Consider the following 15051-nt stretch of genomic DNA (forward strand, 5'->3'; position numbering starts at 1 on the left):
CCGCGCAGGCCGTCGCGCGTGGCGACGAGGTTGCCTGTGGGGTCGTACTGGTACAGGCGGGCGATGCGCTGGCCGGAGGGCAGGGGGGTGTCACGGTCCCACAGGGCCTGGGGTGAAGGCCTGCCGGGCTGGCCCTGGAGTGCGCCTTGCTGGCTGACCTTGTGGGAGGTGAGGCGGCCCATGGGGTCCCAGCCATAGCGGCTGGTCAGCGTGCCTTGGGTGCGTTGGATTTCCTGGTGCAGGGCGTCGCGTTCGATGTCGCTGAGCACCTGGCCGTCGGCGAGGATCTGGTGCAGGTGGCCCGAGCCGTAGTAGAGCCATTGGACGTGGCGGCCTCCGGGCAGCCAGCAGTCCGTGCGGTTGCTCAGCGCGTCGTAGGCGTGCCGATAGCTGTAGGTCGCCAGCGCCTGCTCGTCTGCACTGGGCGCCATATGTACCTGGGTCTCTTCCACCAGCCGCGATAGAGCGTCGTAGGCGAAGCGCACATGTGCATCGGGGTTGCTGGCATGCAGCATGCGGCCCAGCAGGTCGTAGCCATAGGTGGTGGTTCCTCCGTCTCCATTACCTGCCGCGTCGCTGCCCACGTGGATCTTGGCGACAAGGCGGCCCAGCACATCCCTGCGAAACAGCGTGCGCTTGGGCAGGGCTGCGTCGGGCCGTGGATCGTAGGGCGTGTCCGGGGGCTGGTGGGCATCGCGCTCGTGCAGTTCGGTCAGTTCGCTGGCGGCGTTGTAGCGGTAGCGCTGTATGCGGCCGTCAAAACCGGTTTCCTCGATCAGGTTGTCTGCGGCGTCGTAGGTGAAGCTGGTGACGGCGCCGTTTTCGTTCTGCAGGGCGATGAGCCTGCCCACGGCGTCATAGCGGTAGCGCAGCGTGCCGCCCAGCGCATCGCGGCGCTCCACGGGCTGGTCCAGGCCGTTGTAGGTGTAGCGGGTGATGGCGCCTTGCGGGTCGGTGTAGGAAAGCAGGTTGCTCTGGGGGTCGTAGGCATAGTGATGTTCGGAACCATCAGCGCCCCACATCCGGCGCAGGCGTCCAAGCGCGTCGTGAAGGTAGCGGGTGGTCTGGCCCAGGGCGTCGGTGGAGGCCACGAGGTTGCCCAGGATGTCCCACGCATAGCGCGTGACCTGGCCCGAGCAGTCGGTGTAGGCCACGAGCTGTCCGGCTTCGTCCCACTGCAGATGGCGGGTTTTGCCCAGCGCGTCTTCTATGGCGACGGGCAGGCCGCGCGTGTCGTATTTCCAGCGCGTGGCGTGGCCGAGCGGGTCCAGGCGCTCGACCAGGTTGCCCTGGGCGTCGTAGGCCTGCCGCCAGACATGGCCCAGCGCGTCGGTGACTTCTTCGGGCAGGTTGAGCTGGTTGTACTTGAGGCGGGTGGTGGCGCCCGATGCGTCCGTGACGGCCAGCAGGTTGCCCTGGCCGTCGAATTGCCAGCGGGTGGTGCGGCCCATGGCGTCCCGCCCCTGTTGCGGGTTGCCGGCGGCGTCCATGCGCGTCTCGGATCGGACGGGCTGGCCATCCGGCCCGGGTTCGACGATGGCGATGACCTCATGCCGGGCGTTGTATTCGTAACTGCTGCGCCGGCCCAGGGCGTCGGTGACATGGGTGGTGCGGCGGCCCAGGTCGTAGTCGAAGCGGGTGTCCAGCGTGCCGGGCTCGTCGGTCCAGGTCCGCACGACGCGGCCGCCCGCGTCAAGCCGGCTCCATTCCTGGTGGTAGGTGAAACCGGTGCGGCTGCTGTAGGCCACCATCAGGTGCTGGCGATAGCGATAGTGCGCCACGCCGCCCATGGCATCCGTGGCGGACTGGAGGTTGGCGTGGGCGTCATCCGGGACGTTGCCATCCGTCCCATAGGCATAGCGTGCCAGCAGGCCGCCGACCTGTTCCACGCCGTCGATCACACGGGATTCCAGGTGGATCTCCTGCAGGAGCGGGCCGGAGGGTCCCTGGTCTTCACTCCAGGTGAAGCGCAGCTTGCGGCCAGCGCTGTCGGTCAGTCCCAGCGGGCGGGGCGCGCGGCCATCGATGCCTGTGGCGGTGTAGGCCGGGTAGTGAAGGGTGATGGTGTTGCCATTGCGGTCCACCAGGTGCACCAGTGGCAGACGCCATTGACCGGTGGCCGGGGGGGCGAACAGGTGCCGGGTGCCATCGGCGCTTTCAACGCTCCAGCCGCCTTGCTGGTGGTGGGTGACGGTGATTTTTTCGCGCGGGTCGAAGTGGCTGGTCCCGGCGGCAATCACGGGCAGCTGTATGCGGCGCCCGCGGGCGTCGTAGTAGTGCACCGCATCGTGGACCAGCACCAGTTCGGTGGACAGGGGCGTGCTCCATCCCCATCCAAGCCAGCCAGGACGGCGGTCGCTGGAGCGGTAGTACCGCTGCCAGGTCAGGGCCATGGGGCCGGGCAATTCGAAATCCGTGTCGCGCAGGATCTTGGTGCCTGTGGCAAAGATCACGGGATGGCATGTGCCCAGCTCGCAGGTCGGTGGCGTGGCAATGCTTCCCTTGGAGGCGTTATCGATGATGTTGCCCTGCGTGTTGGGATTGACGCTGTTGTCCGTGCGCTGTGCCACGGGGTTGCGGCGCGATTTGGCGCGCTGGGCGATCTTGCCCAGGACAAAGCCAATGGTGATGGCGGCCACGCCATCGGCGATAACTTCGGCGATCTGGTCGATTTTTTCGTCGGTCAGCGGCGGTGTCAGCAGCTCCTGGATTTCCTGGGCGAGTTCGGCGACTTGCTCGGCCGCCTGGGCCATGGCGGCCCCTCCGACGACGAGGTTGACGCCGGGAATGAGCTTGCCTACGAGTTTGAGGGCGGGCCCGATCAGCGCGCTGGGATCGGTCAGGCTTTCTCCAAGGGCCGACAGCTGGCTGGAGAAGGCGCCCGGCAGCTTTTCGATCACCTTCTGCGCCAATTGGTCATACGGCCCGGGCAGCGCCTTCATGGCAAGGCGCATGGCCCAGCCAGGATTGATGACCATGGCGTTGCTTTTGGTCGTGTCGAAGGACCGCACGCTGCCCCGGCTCTCGAACTTGGTATCGCTGCTGTAGCTGGTGGGCTCGGCCGCGCCGCCGACAACGCCGGAACGCACGCCCGCGATACCACCGAGCTTGTCGGGTGTGGCGGGTATGGACTCGAAGCGGCTGCCGGCAACGGCCACGGGGTGCCCATCGATCTTGAGCGTGGCCGTGCCGTTCTTCAGGCCCGGGCCATGGGCCATGTTGAGGATGGGAACCGGTGGTCCCTGGGGCTTGGGAAAGACGGGGTTGATCGGGCCAGGAATCATGGCCGGATTGCGGCCTTCGTGGATGGCGCGGCGGTCGTTGACGTAGGTGGCCATGGATGGACTCAGGACTCTTGGGAAATGGAGGATTGGCGCCGCCCGGCTGCGGAAGATCTTCCTGCCGTGCGGGCATGGCGATTCCAGGTGGCGCTCCAGGCAGCCACGCGGGTGTTCAGCCCGGTGACCGTGAGCAGGCCTGCGTGGCCTGCCAGGGGCGACGGCATGACGGGGTGCGTCAGCCACTGGCGCATCTCATGGAACAGGCTGAGCATGAGAGGCGCCCAGGCCGCGCCCATTTGACCAAGCAGTGCTGCCGGGTCCTGGGCTTGCGGCAGGCCGCCCTGTGACGCCAGCGCCGCGGAGAGGCTGGCCAGCTCTGCGCCCCGCCACGACGAGCCATCCATGTCTGACCAATAGGAGTGCAGGGCGTTGACCGGCATGTGCGCTGCCTTCAGCGCACCGTGGCTGGCCTCGATCAGTGCGCGGCCATCGGGCAGGGTGTCGCTGTCCAGGCGTGAGCGTGGCTCGTCTGCAAAGAATGGTGGATAGACCGTGACGAAATCTGCAGTGGCCGGCTTGCGGGACAGCCGTACAAAGGCTGCGCCTTCCGAGGCAATGAAGCCTTCGCAGACGCCGTTGACCTTGGCCCAGCGACGCTGGTAGAGCACGTCCGCGATCTCCGTGTCCACGAAGCTGTCCACTCCGCCGATGATCACTTCGGGCACCGAGGGGTTGTCGTGCATGAAACGATAGGCCTGCGACAGCGCATCGGCGCCTGCCACTGCGCCGCCCGGGTAGACCTTGATGGGCAGGAACTCTGCGGCGAGGTCCAGTGCGCGGGGAAGCTCCAGTGCGAATCGGCCGGCGTCTATCCAGCCCGGCAGTTCAGGCAAGGAGTCGGGCAGTGCCACGAAGAGGGGGATGGGGCGTTGCAGCGGCCAGCCTGCGGCAGGCGCCGGCTGGCCGCGCAAGGCTTCGTGCAGGGCAGGGGCTGCGAGCCGGATCAGGCGTTCCGTTCCTTTGCAGGCTGCATCAATGGCTTGCACCCGGGATACGGTGGCACGGTGCTCGGCCTGACCGGTGATGGCCTGCCGGGTAAAGCTCGACTGGCGTGCAGTGAAGCCGCAGCCGGTCTGCCAGGCCCGGGTCCCGATGGGGGTGCATGCACCAGTGGCCGCGATGACGAGAGGGTTCATGGTTGTGCCCTGCCGATGTTGAATGCCGCACGTTCGATCACGGAGGCCGTGCTGCAGGCCAGGGCCTGAACGACGGCCAGATCGTCGGCCTCGATCCACAGCGCTGCGCCCACGCGTGAGAGGTGTTCCAGATAGAGCAGGTGGCGCAAGGGCGCGCCTACCATGGCCACGGCCTCCTGCAGAACCACTTGCGTGCGGGGGCGTCCGAGACGCAGGGCCGGCCCTGACAGAGGAAGTGCGGCCAAAGCGGCGTCGATGGTGGCGGAGCGGCCCGATGCCTCGTGACCCAAGTCAAAGGCAATGTCGGCGGGTTCTCCTGTGAGCAGGGCCGTGGCGTCAGCCAGGGTGCGGCATGCCTCTTCGTCGTCCCAGGCCGTATGGGCAGCGAGCTGGCGAAGCAGGGGAACGTCTCCCACAAGTGAGGCCGCATATACCTGCAGGCCCCAGGGCATTTGGGGATGCCGGCCTTCCCGCAAGGCGCTTGCCAGCGCATGTCCATCCCTGGCGGCCAGCAGGGCCAAGGCCACGGTGGAATGCGGCATCCGGGCCAAAAGAGTGCGTGCCACAGGCGTTTCCTGCCGGCTGCCCATGAGCGCCAGCGCCAGCAAGGCGGCCTGCGCATCGCTGTCTTGTTGCGTGGCTGCGATGGCCTTGGTTTCATCGCCACGCCCGGTGCATCGCCAATCACACAGGGCCGCCAGGCCGCCCGGCAGACCGGATGTCCATGCAGAGATGGCTTGTGCGAATTCGTCGCTGACAGCCGGCCGGGAAATTGCGAGGCGCTGGAGCAACTGTGCCAATGGCGCGCTCTGCCTGTGCTGTCCCTGGGAGAGCAGCCAGGTGAAGTATTCGGCGACGGTGTTGTCGAAGCAAAACCGCATGGCGTTGAATACCGCGTTCGGCTGGGCCTGGAGATGGGCTCCCAGCGTTCGCTCCAGCCCATCGTGAATGTGCTTGCGTTGCAGGTGCAGGGCTTGCAGGCAGGCCAGCGCGAAGATGCGGGAGGGCTCATCCAGGATTTCAGCGCCAGCTGTTTCGATGGCCTGCTGGCAGGCATGGTCCAGCTCGGGTGCGTGCATCAGGTGCTGCTTCAGGCCGCTCAGCGCCTGCACGATGCTGTCGTCGAACACGGCAAATGCGTCGGGGCGCGACGCGGGACGCTGCAGCAAATGGGAGCGGCGCCAGTACTGGGTTACCAGGGTCCGGGCCATGCGCACTGCCGGCTGGGCCGACACAGGAATGTCGATGGCTCTGGGAATGGGAAGGTCGATGACGGTCATGATGAAAAGAGCCTGGCAGCCCCCTCGGAAAGAGAATGCATGGGGGACAATGCGCCCCAGGAGGAACCCAAGCGATGCTGGACAATCTGACGCCGTTTGCTGCGGAAATACTGCCGGGACATGGCGCCGACGGCACCCTGTGCTCCACCGTGTTGATCAAGGCCACGCTGGATTTCGAAGGGCGCGCGGTGGCCCAGGGCAATGCAGTACCTGTGTTTCGCGGCGATGAGTTCTTTGGCGCGGAGGGACCCATGGGTGTGGTACGCCACGAGGCCGATATCGCTCCGCTCAAGTCTCGGGTGGATGTGCTGTTCAACGGCTATGCCTACGCTCCTGGTGGCAAGCCCGCTGCCCACTTCGATGCGGGTCTGGCCGTGGGCGGTGAAAGCCGCGTCATAAGAGTCTTTGGCAAGCGGGTCTGGCGCCGACGCCTGGGAGTGCTGCCCCTGGCACAGGAGGTGGAGCCCGCCTTGAAAGTCCCTGTTACCTATAACCTTGCCTTCGGGGGAGCGGATGCCGAAAAGCCGGAGGTATTCCACGGAGCCAATCCGATCGGAGCAGGCTTCAGTGCAGGACTGCCCCGGGAGGGCGAGCCCATGCATCAGCTCGAATGGCCTGACGATCCGGTTCGCTCTGCAGTCGACCGGGTTTCGCCGGCCGGCTTCGGCTGCATAGGCCGTAGTTGGTTGCCGCGTCGCGCCCTCTGGGGCAGCTATACGGGCAAGGAGGTTGACGCATCGCCAGGCCTTCTCACGCGCATGCCGGCTTCGTTTGATCCCGCCGCGTGGAATTGCGCCCATCCCCGGATGCAGTTCAGGCGCGAGCAGGTGCAGCCAGGAACGAAGATCGCCTGGATGAACCTGAGCGCGCAGGGCATGGGCACTACCGTCGTGCCTGCGATCCGGCCGCAACTGAGCTGGGTGCTCCGCGGTGAACGTGGCACTGCACGCCCGGAATTCGACACGCTGATCATCGAGCCCGAGCATGGGCACCTGATCCTCATATGGCGACACACGCTTGCCGCGCATGTGCTCAGTGATCTTGAAAGTGTTCAGATCCATCTCTGAGCCAGCCTTCAATTGATGCGGACTTCGGCCGCGTCCAGATCAAGCAGATCCCGCGCATCTTGCTCAATCGTTAATGCCACCAGGCGAGCAAGCCCCTGGGCCGTGAGTTTCAGCGTGGCCTGCCCGCAGGCCAGCGTGATGCAGTCCTGCGACTGTAGGTGGATGCTCCTTTGTCCCCATGGCGCCGTGGGTGCGGGTGAGAGCACTGCGGTGATCGTGGCACGCCCCGTCGGCTGGACTGCCAGCAAAACCTCGTCTCCCGGAACCAGAACCGGCAGCAGCACGCCCGCAGGCGCTTGCACCGAAAGTGCGGGATCGTGCGTGTACGCCACCAGATAGAGGTCTTGCCCCAGTACCTCGACGACCTGCCCGGCCAGGAGCTGTACGTTGGACGGCAGGCGTTGCGCCTCATCGACGTCGGATGGCTTGGCAGGAAGGCGTTTTTGTGCGATTGCCATGGGATTTCCTTCAAGCGGGGTTGATGTGGCTGTCAGGGGAGGAAACGGTCACCTTGGAGCTGCCGCTGATGGAGATCGTCTGTCCGTTGACCTGCACGGTGCCGTCGCTGGTCATGCGCAACACGGCCTTGCCGCACTTGATTTCGATGGCATCACCCACGGTGATGGCCATTTCCTTGCCTACCGTGATCGTCTGCACCTCGCCCACGGTGGTGGCGGAGTTCTTGCCGACCGTCGCCGTATGGTTGTCGGCCGTGTCGTCGGTGCGGTTCTTGCCCACGCTGGTGGACTGGTTCTGACCCACTGAAACACTGCGGTTCATGAGCACCGTCGTGCTCTGGCTCAGCCCCACATTCACCACCATGGCCGCGCCCACGTTGACGTTGTAGGCGGCGCCGATGTTCACCATCTTGGCCAGGCCCACGTTCTGCATGTAGGCCAGTCCGATGGTCTCTGTCTTGAAGCTGCCCACCTTGATCGACCAGTTGTTGCCGATCTTGTCCTTCTCGTTGCGGCCTATGGTCTTGCTGCGGTTCTTGCCAATGGAGATGTTCTCGTCGATGCCAACGTCTTCATTGCGGTTGTCGCCGATGCTGATCTTCTCGTTGTGGTCCACCCGCTCCGTGCGGTTGTTGTGCACGGTGATGGTCTCGTCGCGGTCCACGGTCTCGGTGCGGTCCCGGTGGATGACGTTGGTCTCGTCCCGGTCGATGGTCTTGCGCCGGTCGTTGCCCACCCATTTGTCCTCGTCGTTCTCCACTTCGGTGAGCTGGTCCTTTTGCGCGTGCAGCCACAGCTGTTCGGCGCCCGCCTTGTCCTCGAAGCGGATGGCGTTGGCGTCGCCCTGGCCGTTCTTCATGCCCGCGCCTGGGGCGCCGCCCTTGCTCGACCGGGTCTTGATGCCCGATTGCGTGGCGTTGGCCGGCAGTGCCCAGGGCGGCATGTTGGCCGCGTTGTAGACGCAGCCCATGACGATGGGGTGGTCAGGATCCCCGTTGAGGAAGTCCACGATGACTTCCATGCCGATGCGCGGGATGTGCACGGCGCCAAAGCCCGGCCCGGCCCAGCTGGTGGCCACGCGCATCCAGCAGCTGGAGTTCTCGTTCATGCCGCCGATGCGGTCCCAGTGGAACTGCACCTTGACGCGGCCGTACTGGTCGCACCAGATCTCTTCGCCTGCGGGGCCCACGACGACGGCGGTCTGCGGGCCCGTGGTACGTGGTTTGGCGGTGATGCGCTGGGGCTTGAAGGGAAGGCTGGTGGGCTGGGCCTGGAGCACGAATTTCTGCACCGAGCCTTCGCCGCTGCCGCCGTCGCTGACGCGCGGGTTCTCCTCGAAGGCATAGTCGACCGCCGTGACCAGGTAGGTCTGGTTCTGGTCGCCGCGCGGATAGTTGTCCAGCGTGAAGGTGTAGCCCGGCGCCATGGCGCGGTGGTTGGAGCTGCCCTGCACCGTGCTCTGGCGCGTGAGGCTTTGCTGCAGGCGCACGCGGATGTAGTCCTCGCCGTCGCCGGTCTCGGTGTAGCCGCCCGGCCATTCGTAGATCTCGTAGGCGTCGTGCGCGTGGCCGGGCGGGTTGCGGCGCATGTTGGACAGCTCGGCGCGGGGCTTCTTGAAGTCGTAGTCGTCGTTGTAGTGCCGGCCGGGCTTGACGCGCTGGTGCAGTTCCCAGGCGTGTATGCATTCCTCGCGCGCCACGGCGGCCTTGCCCGGCGGGTGGAAGGGGATGACGGCGCCGCCCTGCAGCGGGTCGTGCGAGGCGATGACATCGTCGCCCAATGTCAGCACATGCTGGCCCGCGCTGTGCTGATGGTAGTAGCAGATGCCCTCGTGCTCCATGAGGCGCGAGACGAACTGGAAGTCCGTCTCGTTGTACTGCACGCAGTACTCCCAGGTGCGGTAGGAGCGCGTCAGGCGCTGCTGCATGGGGTGGCCGTAGATGCCCAGGACCTCGTTGATGATGTCCGGCACGGTCTTGTTCTGGAAGATGCGGAAGTCGCTGCGGCGCGTGGCCAGCCACAGCCAGGGCGACAGGCGCGCGCGGTACAGGAAGTTGCGGTGCTCGTCCTGGCCGCGCATGCCAAAGGCCGTGACCAGGCCGTCGATGTAGCGCTTGCCGCCGTCCTGCGTCTCCACCACCACGGTGGTGCCCTTGCCCAGCAGGGCCTTGGGATCGATGCTGTCGTCCTCGCTGAGCAGGTCGATCTCCAGGGCGAACAGATGGCTGATTTCCTCGCGCCCCTGCAGCCTGCGCAACTGCAGCTGGTCTGCCAGGGGGGTGTTGATGGTGACTCTGCGTGTCATGGTGTCGGATCTCGAGGTGCTTGAGGTGGAAGAGGGGTCGGGGCTTCAGGCCTGGATGGCGGGGCCTGCGTGCGCCGGTCGATGAAGGGCTTGCATGGGGTGGCTGGAAGGTCCTTTGCTGCTAGCGGGCTGCGTACACCAGTCTCGGACGGGCGCCGTCGGCGTCATCCTGGGCGCCATCCATGACAGGGGCGCTGTCGAAGGACTGGCCCAGCGCAACGAACTGGTAGTTGCCGCGCCGGTCGGTGAAAACCGCCAGGCCGTCCGGCGTCAGGGCTACGTTGAACCAGTCGTTGTCTGTTCCGGGCTGGTCCGGGTCCAGCCTGTGGGACTGGCTCCGGGCCAGCACGCTGCCGGCCAGGCTCGCCTGGTTCAACACCCGGGTCTGCCGGCCATCCGCGCCATACAGCCGCAGCTCCCCGGTGGCTTCGACCTTGCGCAGGCCTTGGCCCAGAGGGACGGAGCGCTTCAGGCCGGCCAGCACGAACCGGCCGCCCGGCGCCAGGTGCAGGTCGGGCGGGATGTCGTTGCCACCGCTGCGGAACTCGGCCAGGTGCACGATGCGCGCCTCTGCGCCCAGCGCCAGTGCTGCGCCCATGCCACGCTGGCCGGGCAGGGCGTGGGTCAACAGCACATTGCCTGCCGACCACGCCTGGACGCTGGTCCAGGCCATTGCATCCGCTGCTGTCCAGGCCCGGGCCTGCGTGGCCATGGCAGCGGCCGGGTCCTTGTCCTGGGGCTGCACGGCCAGGGTTCCGTCAGCGGCGCGGGCCAGGCGGGGCAATGCATCGAAGCTGCCCAGATTGCGCGCTTGCTGCAGCGTCCAGCCCGGCAGGGCGAAGGTCAGCAGTTGGTAGGGCTTGCGGCCGTCCGCATCGGGGTCCAGCCGGCTGCTGGCGACGATGCTCACCAATCCGTCACTGCTTCCCTGTGCATCCGGCGTGACGACAGGGCGGGCAAGGCAGCCGCCAGGTCGAACTCCTGGCCATGGCAGCGCCGCAATGGCCGCAGGCTTGCCGCTGCGCTCTGATAGTTGAAAACTGCCTGTCTTGGTTTGCTGGACCAGGTCCAGCCTGTCAACGGTGCCGTTGCAGTACACGGCGTAGAGATAGCGGTGGGGGTTCTGGATGGGTGCTGTGGGGGCCGCTGTCTCAGCCATGCCCAGGCCAGGGCACAGCAGCGTCAAGCCGATGGCGCTGGCGGTGGCGCTTCCGTGCATGGAAAGGGATTGCCTATTGCGCTGCATAGACCAGACCAGGCAGCCGGCTGTCATAGTCGTCGGCGTCCAGGCCCACGACGGGGTCCAGGCCGAAGACATGCCCCAGTTCGACGAAGTGGTAGTTGCCCAGTGGATCGGCGAACACGGCCAGTCCATCCGGGGTGAGCGCGATGTTGAGCCAGTGGCCGGCCGTACGCGGTGTGTCGCGGTCCATGTCTTCCTTGGGCATCAAGACCATGGAGGGCCCAGCGACGCGGGCATCGTTCAGCGTGGCCAGCTGCCGGCCTTGTGCGTCGTACAGACGCATCTCGCCGGTGGTGGCCAACTGCCGCAGGCCCCGCTCCACGGGTACGAGCTTGTTCAGGGTCAGCAGCACGTAGCGGCCGCCTGGCGCAAGGCGCCATCCAGGGGCCAGGCTTTGGCCGGGCAGCGCCTGCAACGGCACCGTGAGTGCGCGCTCGCGGTCCGACAGCGCAAAGCCCAAGCCGTCTGATCCCGGGAGGCGGTAGCTCAGCAGCACGCGGCCTGCCGACGTTTCCTCCGCCCGGAGATCCTCCAGGGATTCGCCACCGGCGTATGCCTTGGCCTGCTGTGTTAACTGCGTGCGCAGGTCGCCATCCGGCTTGTGTACGGCGACAAGGGAGCCGTCTTTGGCCCGCCGTATGTGCGGCTGGCCGTTCTCGAAGCGGCCCAGGTCACGGGTTCCGAGCAGGGTCCAGCCGGGCAGGGAAAACGTCAGCAACCGATAGGACTGTCGGCCATCGGCAGCGGCTCCCGTGCCATCGCCTGCCACCAGATTCACCAGGCCTGCGGCCTGATCCTGCATGTCGTCCGTAGCTGCGGGGCGAATCTGGCAGCTGTCGGCGAAGGAGGTGCTTGCGCTTTGCACTGGCACCGCGGGTGGTTCGCCACTTCGCTCGGAGAGCTGAAAACTGCCTGTCTTGGTCTGGCTTTTCAGATCGAGTCGATCCACTCGGCCATTGCAGTACACGGCATACAGATAGCGATACTGGCTGCGGTCTGTGGGGTCGAGTGCCTTGGCCGTTGCTGCCGTAGCGAGTGTGGCCGAAGGATGTGCAGCGGCCCGCATCTGGTCGGCGCTGGAAGAGCAGCCCACGGCCATCGCTATGGCAGCCATGGCTGCGGAAGCCTTCATGAGGTGAATGACGATAGAACGGGCGGGCATGGCTAAAAGTCCTCCCTGCCCAGCACGTTTTCTACATAGTTGGGATCGCCCTTGGTGCCGCGCTCTGAAACCGGAACCTGCTCCCATTCAGCCAATCCCAGTGTTCCAGCGGGGTTGATCGTGACAAACAGCTGACCGTCCTGCTGGCGCACGCGGTACTCGTGGAGGCCATTGGCATAGCCGTTGAAGCCGCGCAATGTGTCGCGTTCCAACTGCTCGGCCGTGTAGTCCGGCAGTTCCACGGGGATGGCTGGCAACCCCTGCCTTGCCCGTGCCTGGTTCCACGCAGCCACAAGGTTGCTGAATTGCTGGCTTTTGCGCACGGTGCGCGGGTAGCTGCGGGCGATGCGCTCCTTTTCCTGATAAAGCGTCCAGCCGCCGCGCACATTCTCTTTCCAGCTCCAGGTCTGGTCTGCGGTAGGCGGTGGCGTTGTGAGCTGGCATAGACCCACACCGCCTTTGCCGTCACTGCTGTACTTGGGCCAGTGGCCGGGAGGTGACAGGAACTGATGTAGTGAACTTTCCTGCCGCATCTTCTTGCGGAACACGACTCTGTCTGCACCGATGCCGTTGGCGAATGCTCGAATGGCCGTGCTCGATGGGTTTTGGCCCACGATGAGCCAGCTGACGCTGGCACGGCGTTCCAAGCCTCCAGCACGCAAGATGACTTGTACGGTGAGGCTGCCACCTCGCACTTCGGTGAAGGGAATGCGCCAACTGGCGTTGGCACTGGTCTGCGACGCAATGGGACTGTGCTGGGTGCGCTGCTTGTTTCCGAACCGTGTCTTGCTGACATCGCTGCCGCCGTCGTAAATCAAAGTTGCCGACCATTCATAGATGGGCGTGGCTCCCGCAGGCAGTGCTTCGTTCTGCAAGACGGCAGTCACGGTAATGGTGGGCATTTGCGCATCGGCGGTGATGGCGAATTGAGATCCTGCGGGTTGGCTCGTAATGGCAAGCGGCATGGTCGAAGCTCTTTGGAATAGGGTGGATTGCGGGTCTAGCGCGATGCCTGCACAGCGCGGGCGCGTTCCAGGTGGAGCACGGCGGCGTCCAGCAGCGGGTCGCCACCGGCCTGGATGGAGGCGGTGAAGGCCGCGTCCACGGGCACGCGCAGGCGCGGGGTCACGCCTTGGGCCTGTGCGGCGGGGTTGTTGCCGCCAGAGGGGCCGGTTTCTGCGAGCAGGGGGACTTGCACGATGAAGCCGGCCGGCAGGTGCACGCGCGTGGCGGGGCCGGTGGCGCCAGCCGTGGCGCTGGTGGCGACGATGTCGGCACGTTGGCTGTGCTGCAGCCAGGCAACGAACAGTTCGCAGGGGCCCGCGCAGCCGGGCCCCGTAAGCACAGCAACGGGTGCCGTGAAGGGCGTGCCCGAGGCGGCCAGCGGCAGCTGGGCCGGCAGGCCCAGGCCGCCACGGCTGCGCCAGACGCGGGCGGCGGGGTCGAACAGGCGCTGGGCGGCGTCCTGCATGCGCAGCGGCTTGTCGCGTGTGTAGAGCGAGGCCAGCATGTGGGGCAGCAGCTGGTAGGCGTCGTCGCCCCGGTGGGCGCGCAGGTCGATGACCAGGCCCGTGACCCTGGCCTGGGTGGCTGCGGCCAGGGCGCCCTCCCAGCGGCTGAGCTGGCCGGTGGCGCCGTCGGCAAAGCTGTCGAGGGCGATGTAGGCCAGGTTGCCGCCCTGGGCGCTGCGCAGCAGGAAGGAGGCGAGGGCGGGCTCGGCCGCAGGCAGGGCCGTGGTTGCGGCGGGGGCGCCGTCCAGGCGCAGGGTCTGCTCCTGGCTGGCCGGGGGCGCGCCGGCTGCGGTGCGCAGGCTCAGCGTGGCGGGCGTGCCCAGGTCCAGCGCCAGCAGGTCGGCGCGGCGGGCGTCGGCACCGGCGCGCAGCGAGGCGGGGGCAATGCGGTCCAGGTAGCGGGTCGGGCTTTCCCCTTCGATGGCGAGGATGTCGCTGCCGGGCTGCAGGCCCGCCTTGGCGGCGGCAGAGCCTGGCGCCACGCCGGTGATGGCGATGCGGCCGTCCTCGCGCAGCCAGGTGCGCGGCATGGGCAGGTTGACGCTGCCGCGTGCCAGCAGCTGCGGGGACAGGCCCCGGTCTGTGCGGGCAGGCCAGGCCTGGCCGCCGGGCAGCAGAACGCGGTACTGGCCATCGCCCAGGCGCTGGCCCATTTCTGCCAGGGCCTGGGCCTGCGCGGCGCTGTCGCCGCGCTCGGCGGCGGTCTGCAGGCGCTGGCCGTAGTCGGCACGCAGCTTGCCGGCATCAAAGCCGCTGGCAGAGGCCAGCGGGTGGCGCTCGGCAATGAGGCCGATAAGGGCCTGGGCCGCATCGCCCGCGCCCAGGCGGGACAGGTCGATGTCCTGCGCGGGCTGGACGGCGTGGAAGGCCAGGGCGATTTCCCGGGCGCGGTCGAAGCGCAGGCCCTGCGGCTCCAGCGTGACCACGGTGTAGCCGCGCGGCAGGGTGACCATGGGATCGTCGGCGGTGAACAGGCGCCCGTCGGCGCCAAAGCCGGAAGGGAAGCGCTGCGTGGCATCGCTGGCCCAGACCAGCAGCTTGCCGCCCGTGGGCTCCAGGATGTCGCCGCTTTGGCGCGGCCATTCGGTGCGCACCGAGCTGGCGCGCAGCATGGCGTGCTGCTCGATGGCGTCCAGGCTGCGCCGGCCCGCGCGCTGGGGCACGTCGGCATGGACGGACAGGGCGAAGATGCGCACGCCCCGGCCCCCGGGGCGGGCACGGCCCGTGGACAGGTCATAGGTCGTGCCGTCGGGGTCGCCGGGCAGTTCGATGGCCACGCCAGTGCTGTCGCCGCGCGGCAGGGCCAGCCATTGCGACTTGGCCGGCGCCACATGGGCGGCCTGGCGCTGCACGAGGTAAGGCCCCTGGTCCATGAGCGCGACCACGGCCTGGCCGCGCCGGGCGCTGTCCGTCCAGGCGTCGCCCAGCACGGCCATGACGCGGCGTGGGCCGCCCTGGTCGTCCTGCACGGGGGCGGCGCCGGAGGGCGGCGACTGTGCCGCCTCGGGCTGGGCCTGGTTGCGGTCCCACCAGGCACGGGCCTCGCTG

Annotated in this window: 10 protein-coding genes; 1 reads left to right on the forward strand and 9 read right to left on the reverse strand. The window is 67.1% G+C overall.

Annotated features, from left to right (window positions below; genetic code table 11):
- The 3 genes from PO605_RS30310 to PO605_RS30320 form a co-directional block, all read right to left on the reverse strand.
- A partial coding sequence (locus PO605_RS30310) for a DUF6531 domain-containing protein (protein ID WP_272207314.1) occupies window positions 1-3338 on the reverse strand: 3338 nt, incomplete at its 3' end.
- Between the two features lie 8 nt (window positions 3339-3346).
- On the reverse strand, window positions 3347-4477 hold the full coding sequence (locus PO605_RS30315) for a 3-oxoacyl-ACP synthase (protein WP_047473027.1): 1131 nt from the start codon (window positions 4475-4477) through the stop codon (window positions 3347-3349).
- A complete protein-coding gene (locus tag PO605_RS30320) occupies window positions 4474-5757 on the reverse strand; it encodes a hypothetical protein (protein WP_047473026.1) in 1284 nt (427 codons plus the stop codon). Before PO605_RS30320 ends, PO605_RS30315 begins: the two co-directional genes overlap by 4 nt.
- Before the next feature lie 74 nt (window positions 5758-5831).
- Here PO605_RS30320 and PO605_RS30325 point away from each other — a divergent pair, with 74 nt between their 5' ends.
- Window positions 5832-6824 carry a DUF2169 family type VI secretion system accessory protein gene (locus tag PO605_RS30325; RefSeq protein ID WP_272207315.1) on the forward strand — a complete coding sequence of 331 codons (993 nt, stop codon included), beginning with the start codon at window positions 5832-5834 and terminating at the stop codon, window positions 6822-6824.
- An 8-nt stretch (window positions 6825-6832) separates the two neighbouring features.
- Here the strand turns inward: PO605_RS30325 and PO605_RS30330 are convergent, their stop codons facing one another.
- From PO605_RS30330 to PO605_RS30355, 6 genes are all read right to left on the reverse strand, one after another.
- Window positions 6833-7282 (reverse strand): hypothetical protein, encoded by a 450-nt coding sequence (locus PO605_RS30330; protein ID WP_017405412.1) that lies wholly within the window; start codon window positions 7280-7282, stop codon window positions 6833-6835.
- A gap of 10 nt (window positions 7283-7292) precedes the next feature.
- Window positions 7293-9587: a type VI secretion system Vgr family protein gene (locus tag PO605_RS30335; protein ID WP_272207316.1), complete on the reverse strand. Its 2295-nt coding sequence runs from the start codon at window positions 9585-9587 to the stop codon at window positions 7293-7295.
- Window positions 9588-9708: 121 nt separating this feature from the next.
- Complete coding sequence (locus tag PO605_RS30340; RefSeq protein WP_047473022.1) at window positions 9709-10806, reverse strand: hypothetical protein; 1098 nt, start codon at window positions 10804-10806, stop codon at window positions 9709-9711.
- A gap of 13 nt (window positions 10807-10819) precedes the next feature.
- Window positions 10820-11992: a hypothetical protein gene (locus PO605_RS30345; RefSeq protein ID WP_156136103.1), complete on the reverse strand. Its 1173-nt coding sequence runs from the start codon at window positions 11990-11992 to the stop codon at window positions 10820-10822.
- Between the two features lie 2 nt (window positions 11993-11994).
- On the reverse strand, window positions 11995-12957 hold the full coding sequence (locus PO605_RS30350) for a hypothetical protein (RefSeq protein WP_047473020.1): 963 nt from the start codon (window positions 12955-12957) through the stop codon (window positions 11995-11997).
- Between the two features lie 35 nt (window positions 12958-12992).
- The coding region (locus PO605_RS30355; protein WP_272207317.1) for a S41 family peptidase at window positions 12993-15051 on the reverse strand (2059 nt) is incomplete at its 5' end.

Origin of the sequence: Delftia sp. DT-2 (genome assembly GCF_028401915.1) — a bacterium.
GTDB classification, from domain to species: Bacteria; Pseudomonadota; Gammaproteobacteria; order Burkholderiales; family Burkholderiaceae_C; genus Comamonas; species Comamonas tsuruhatensis.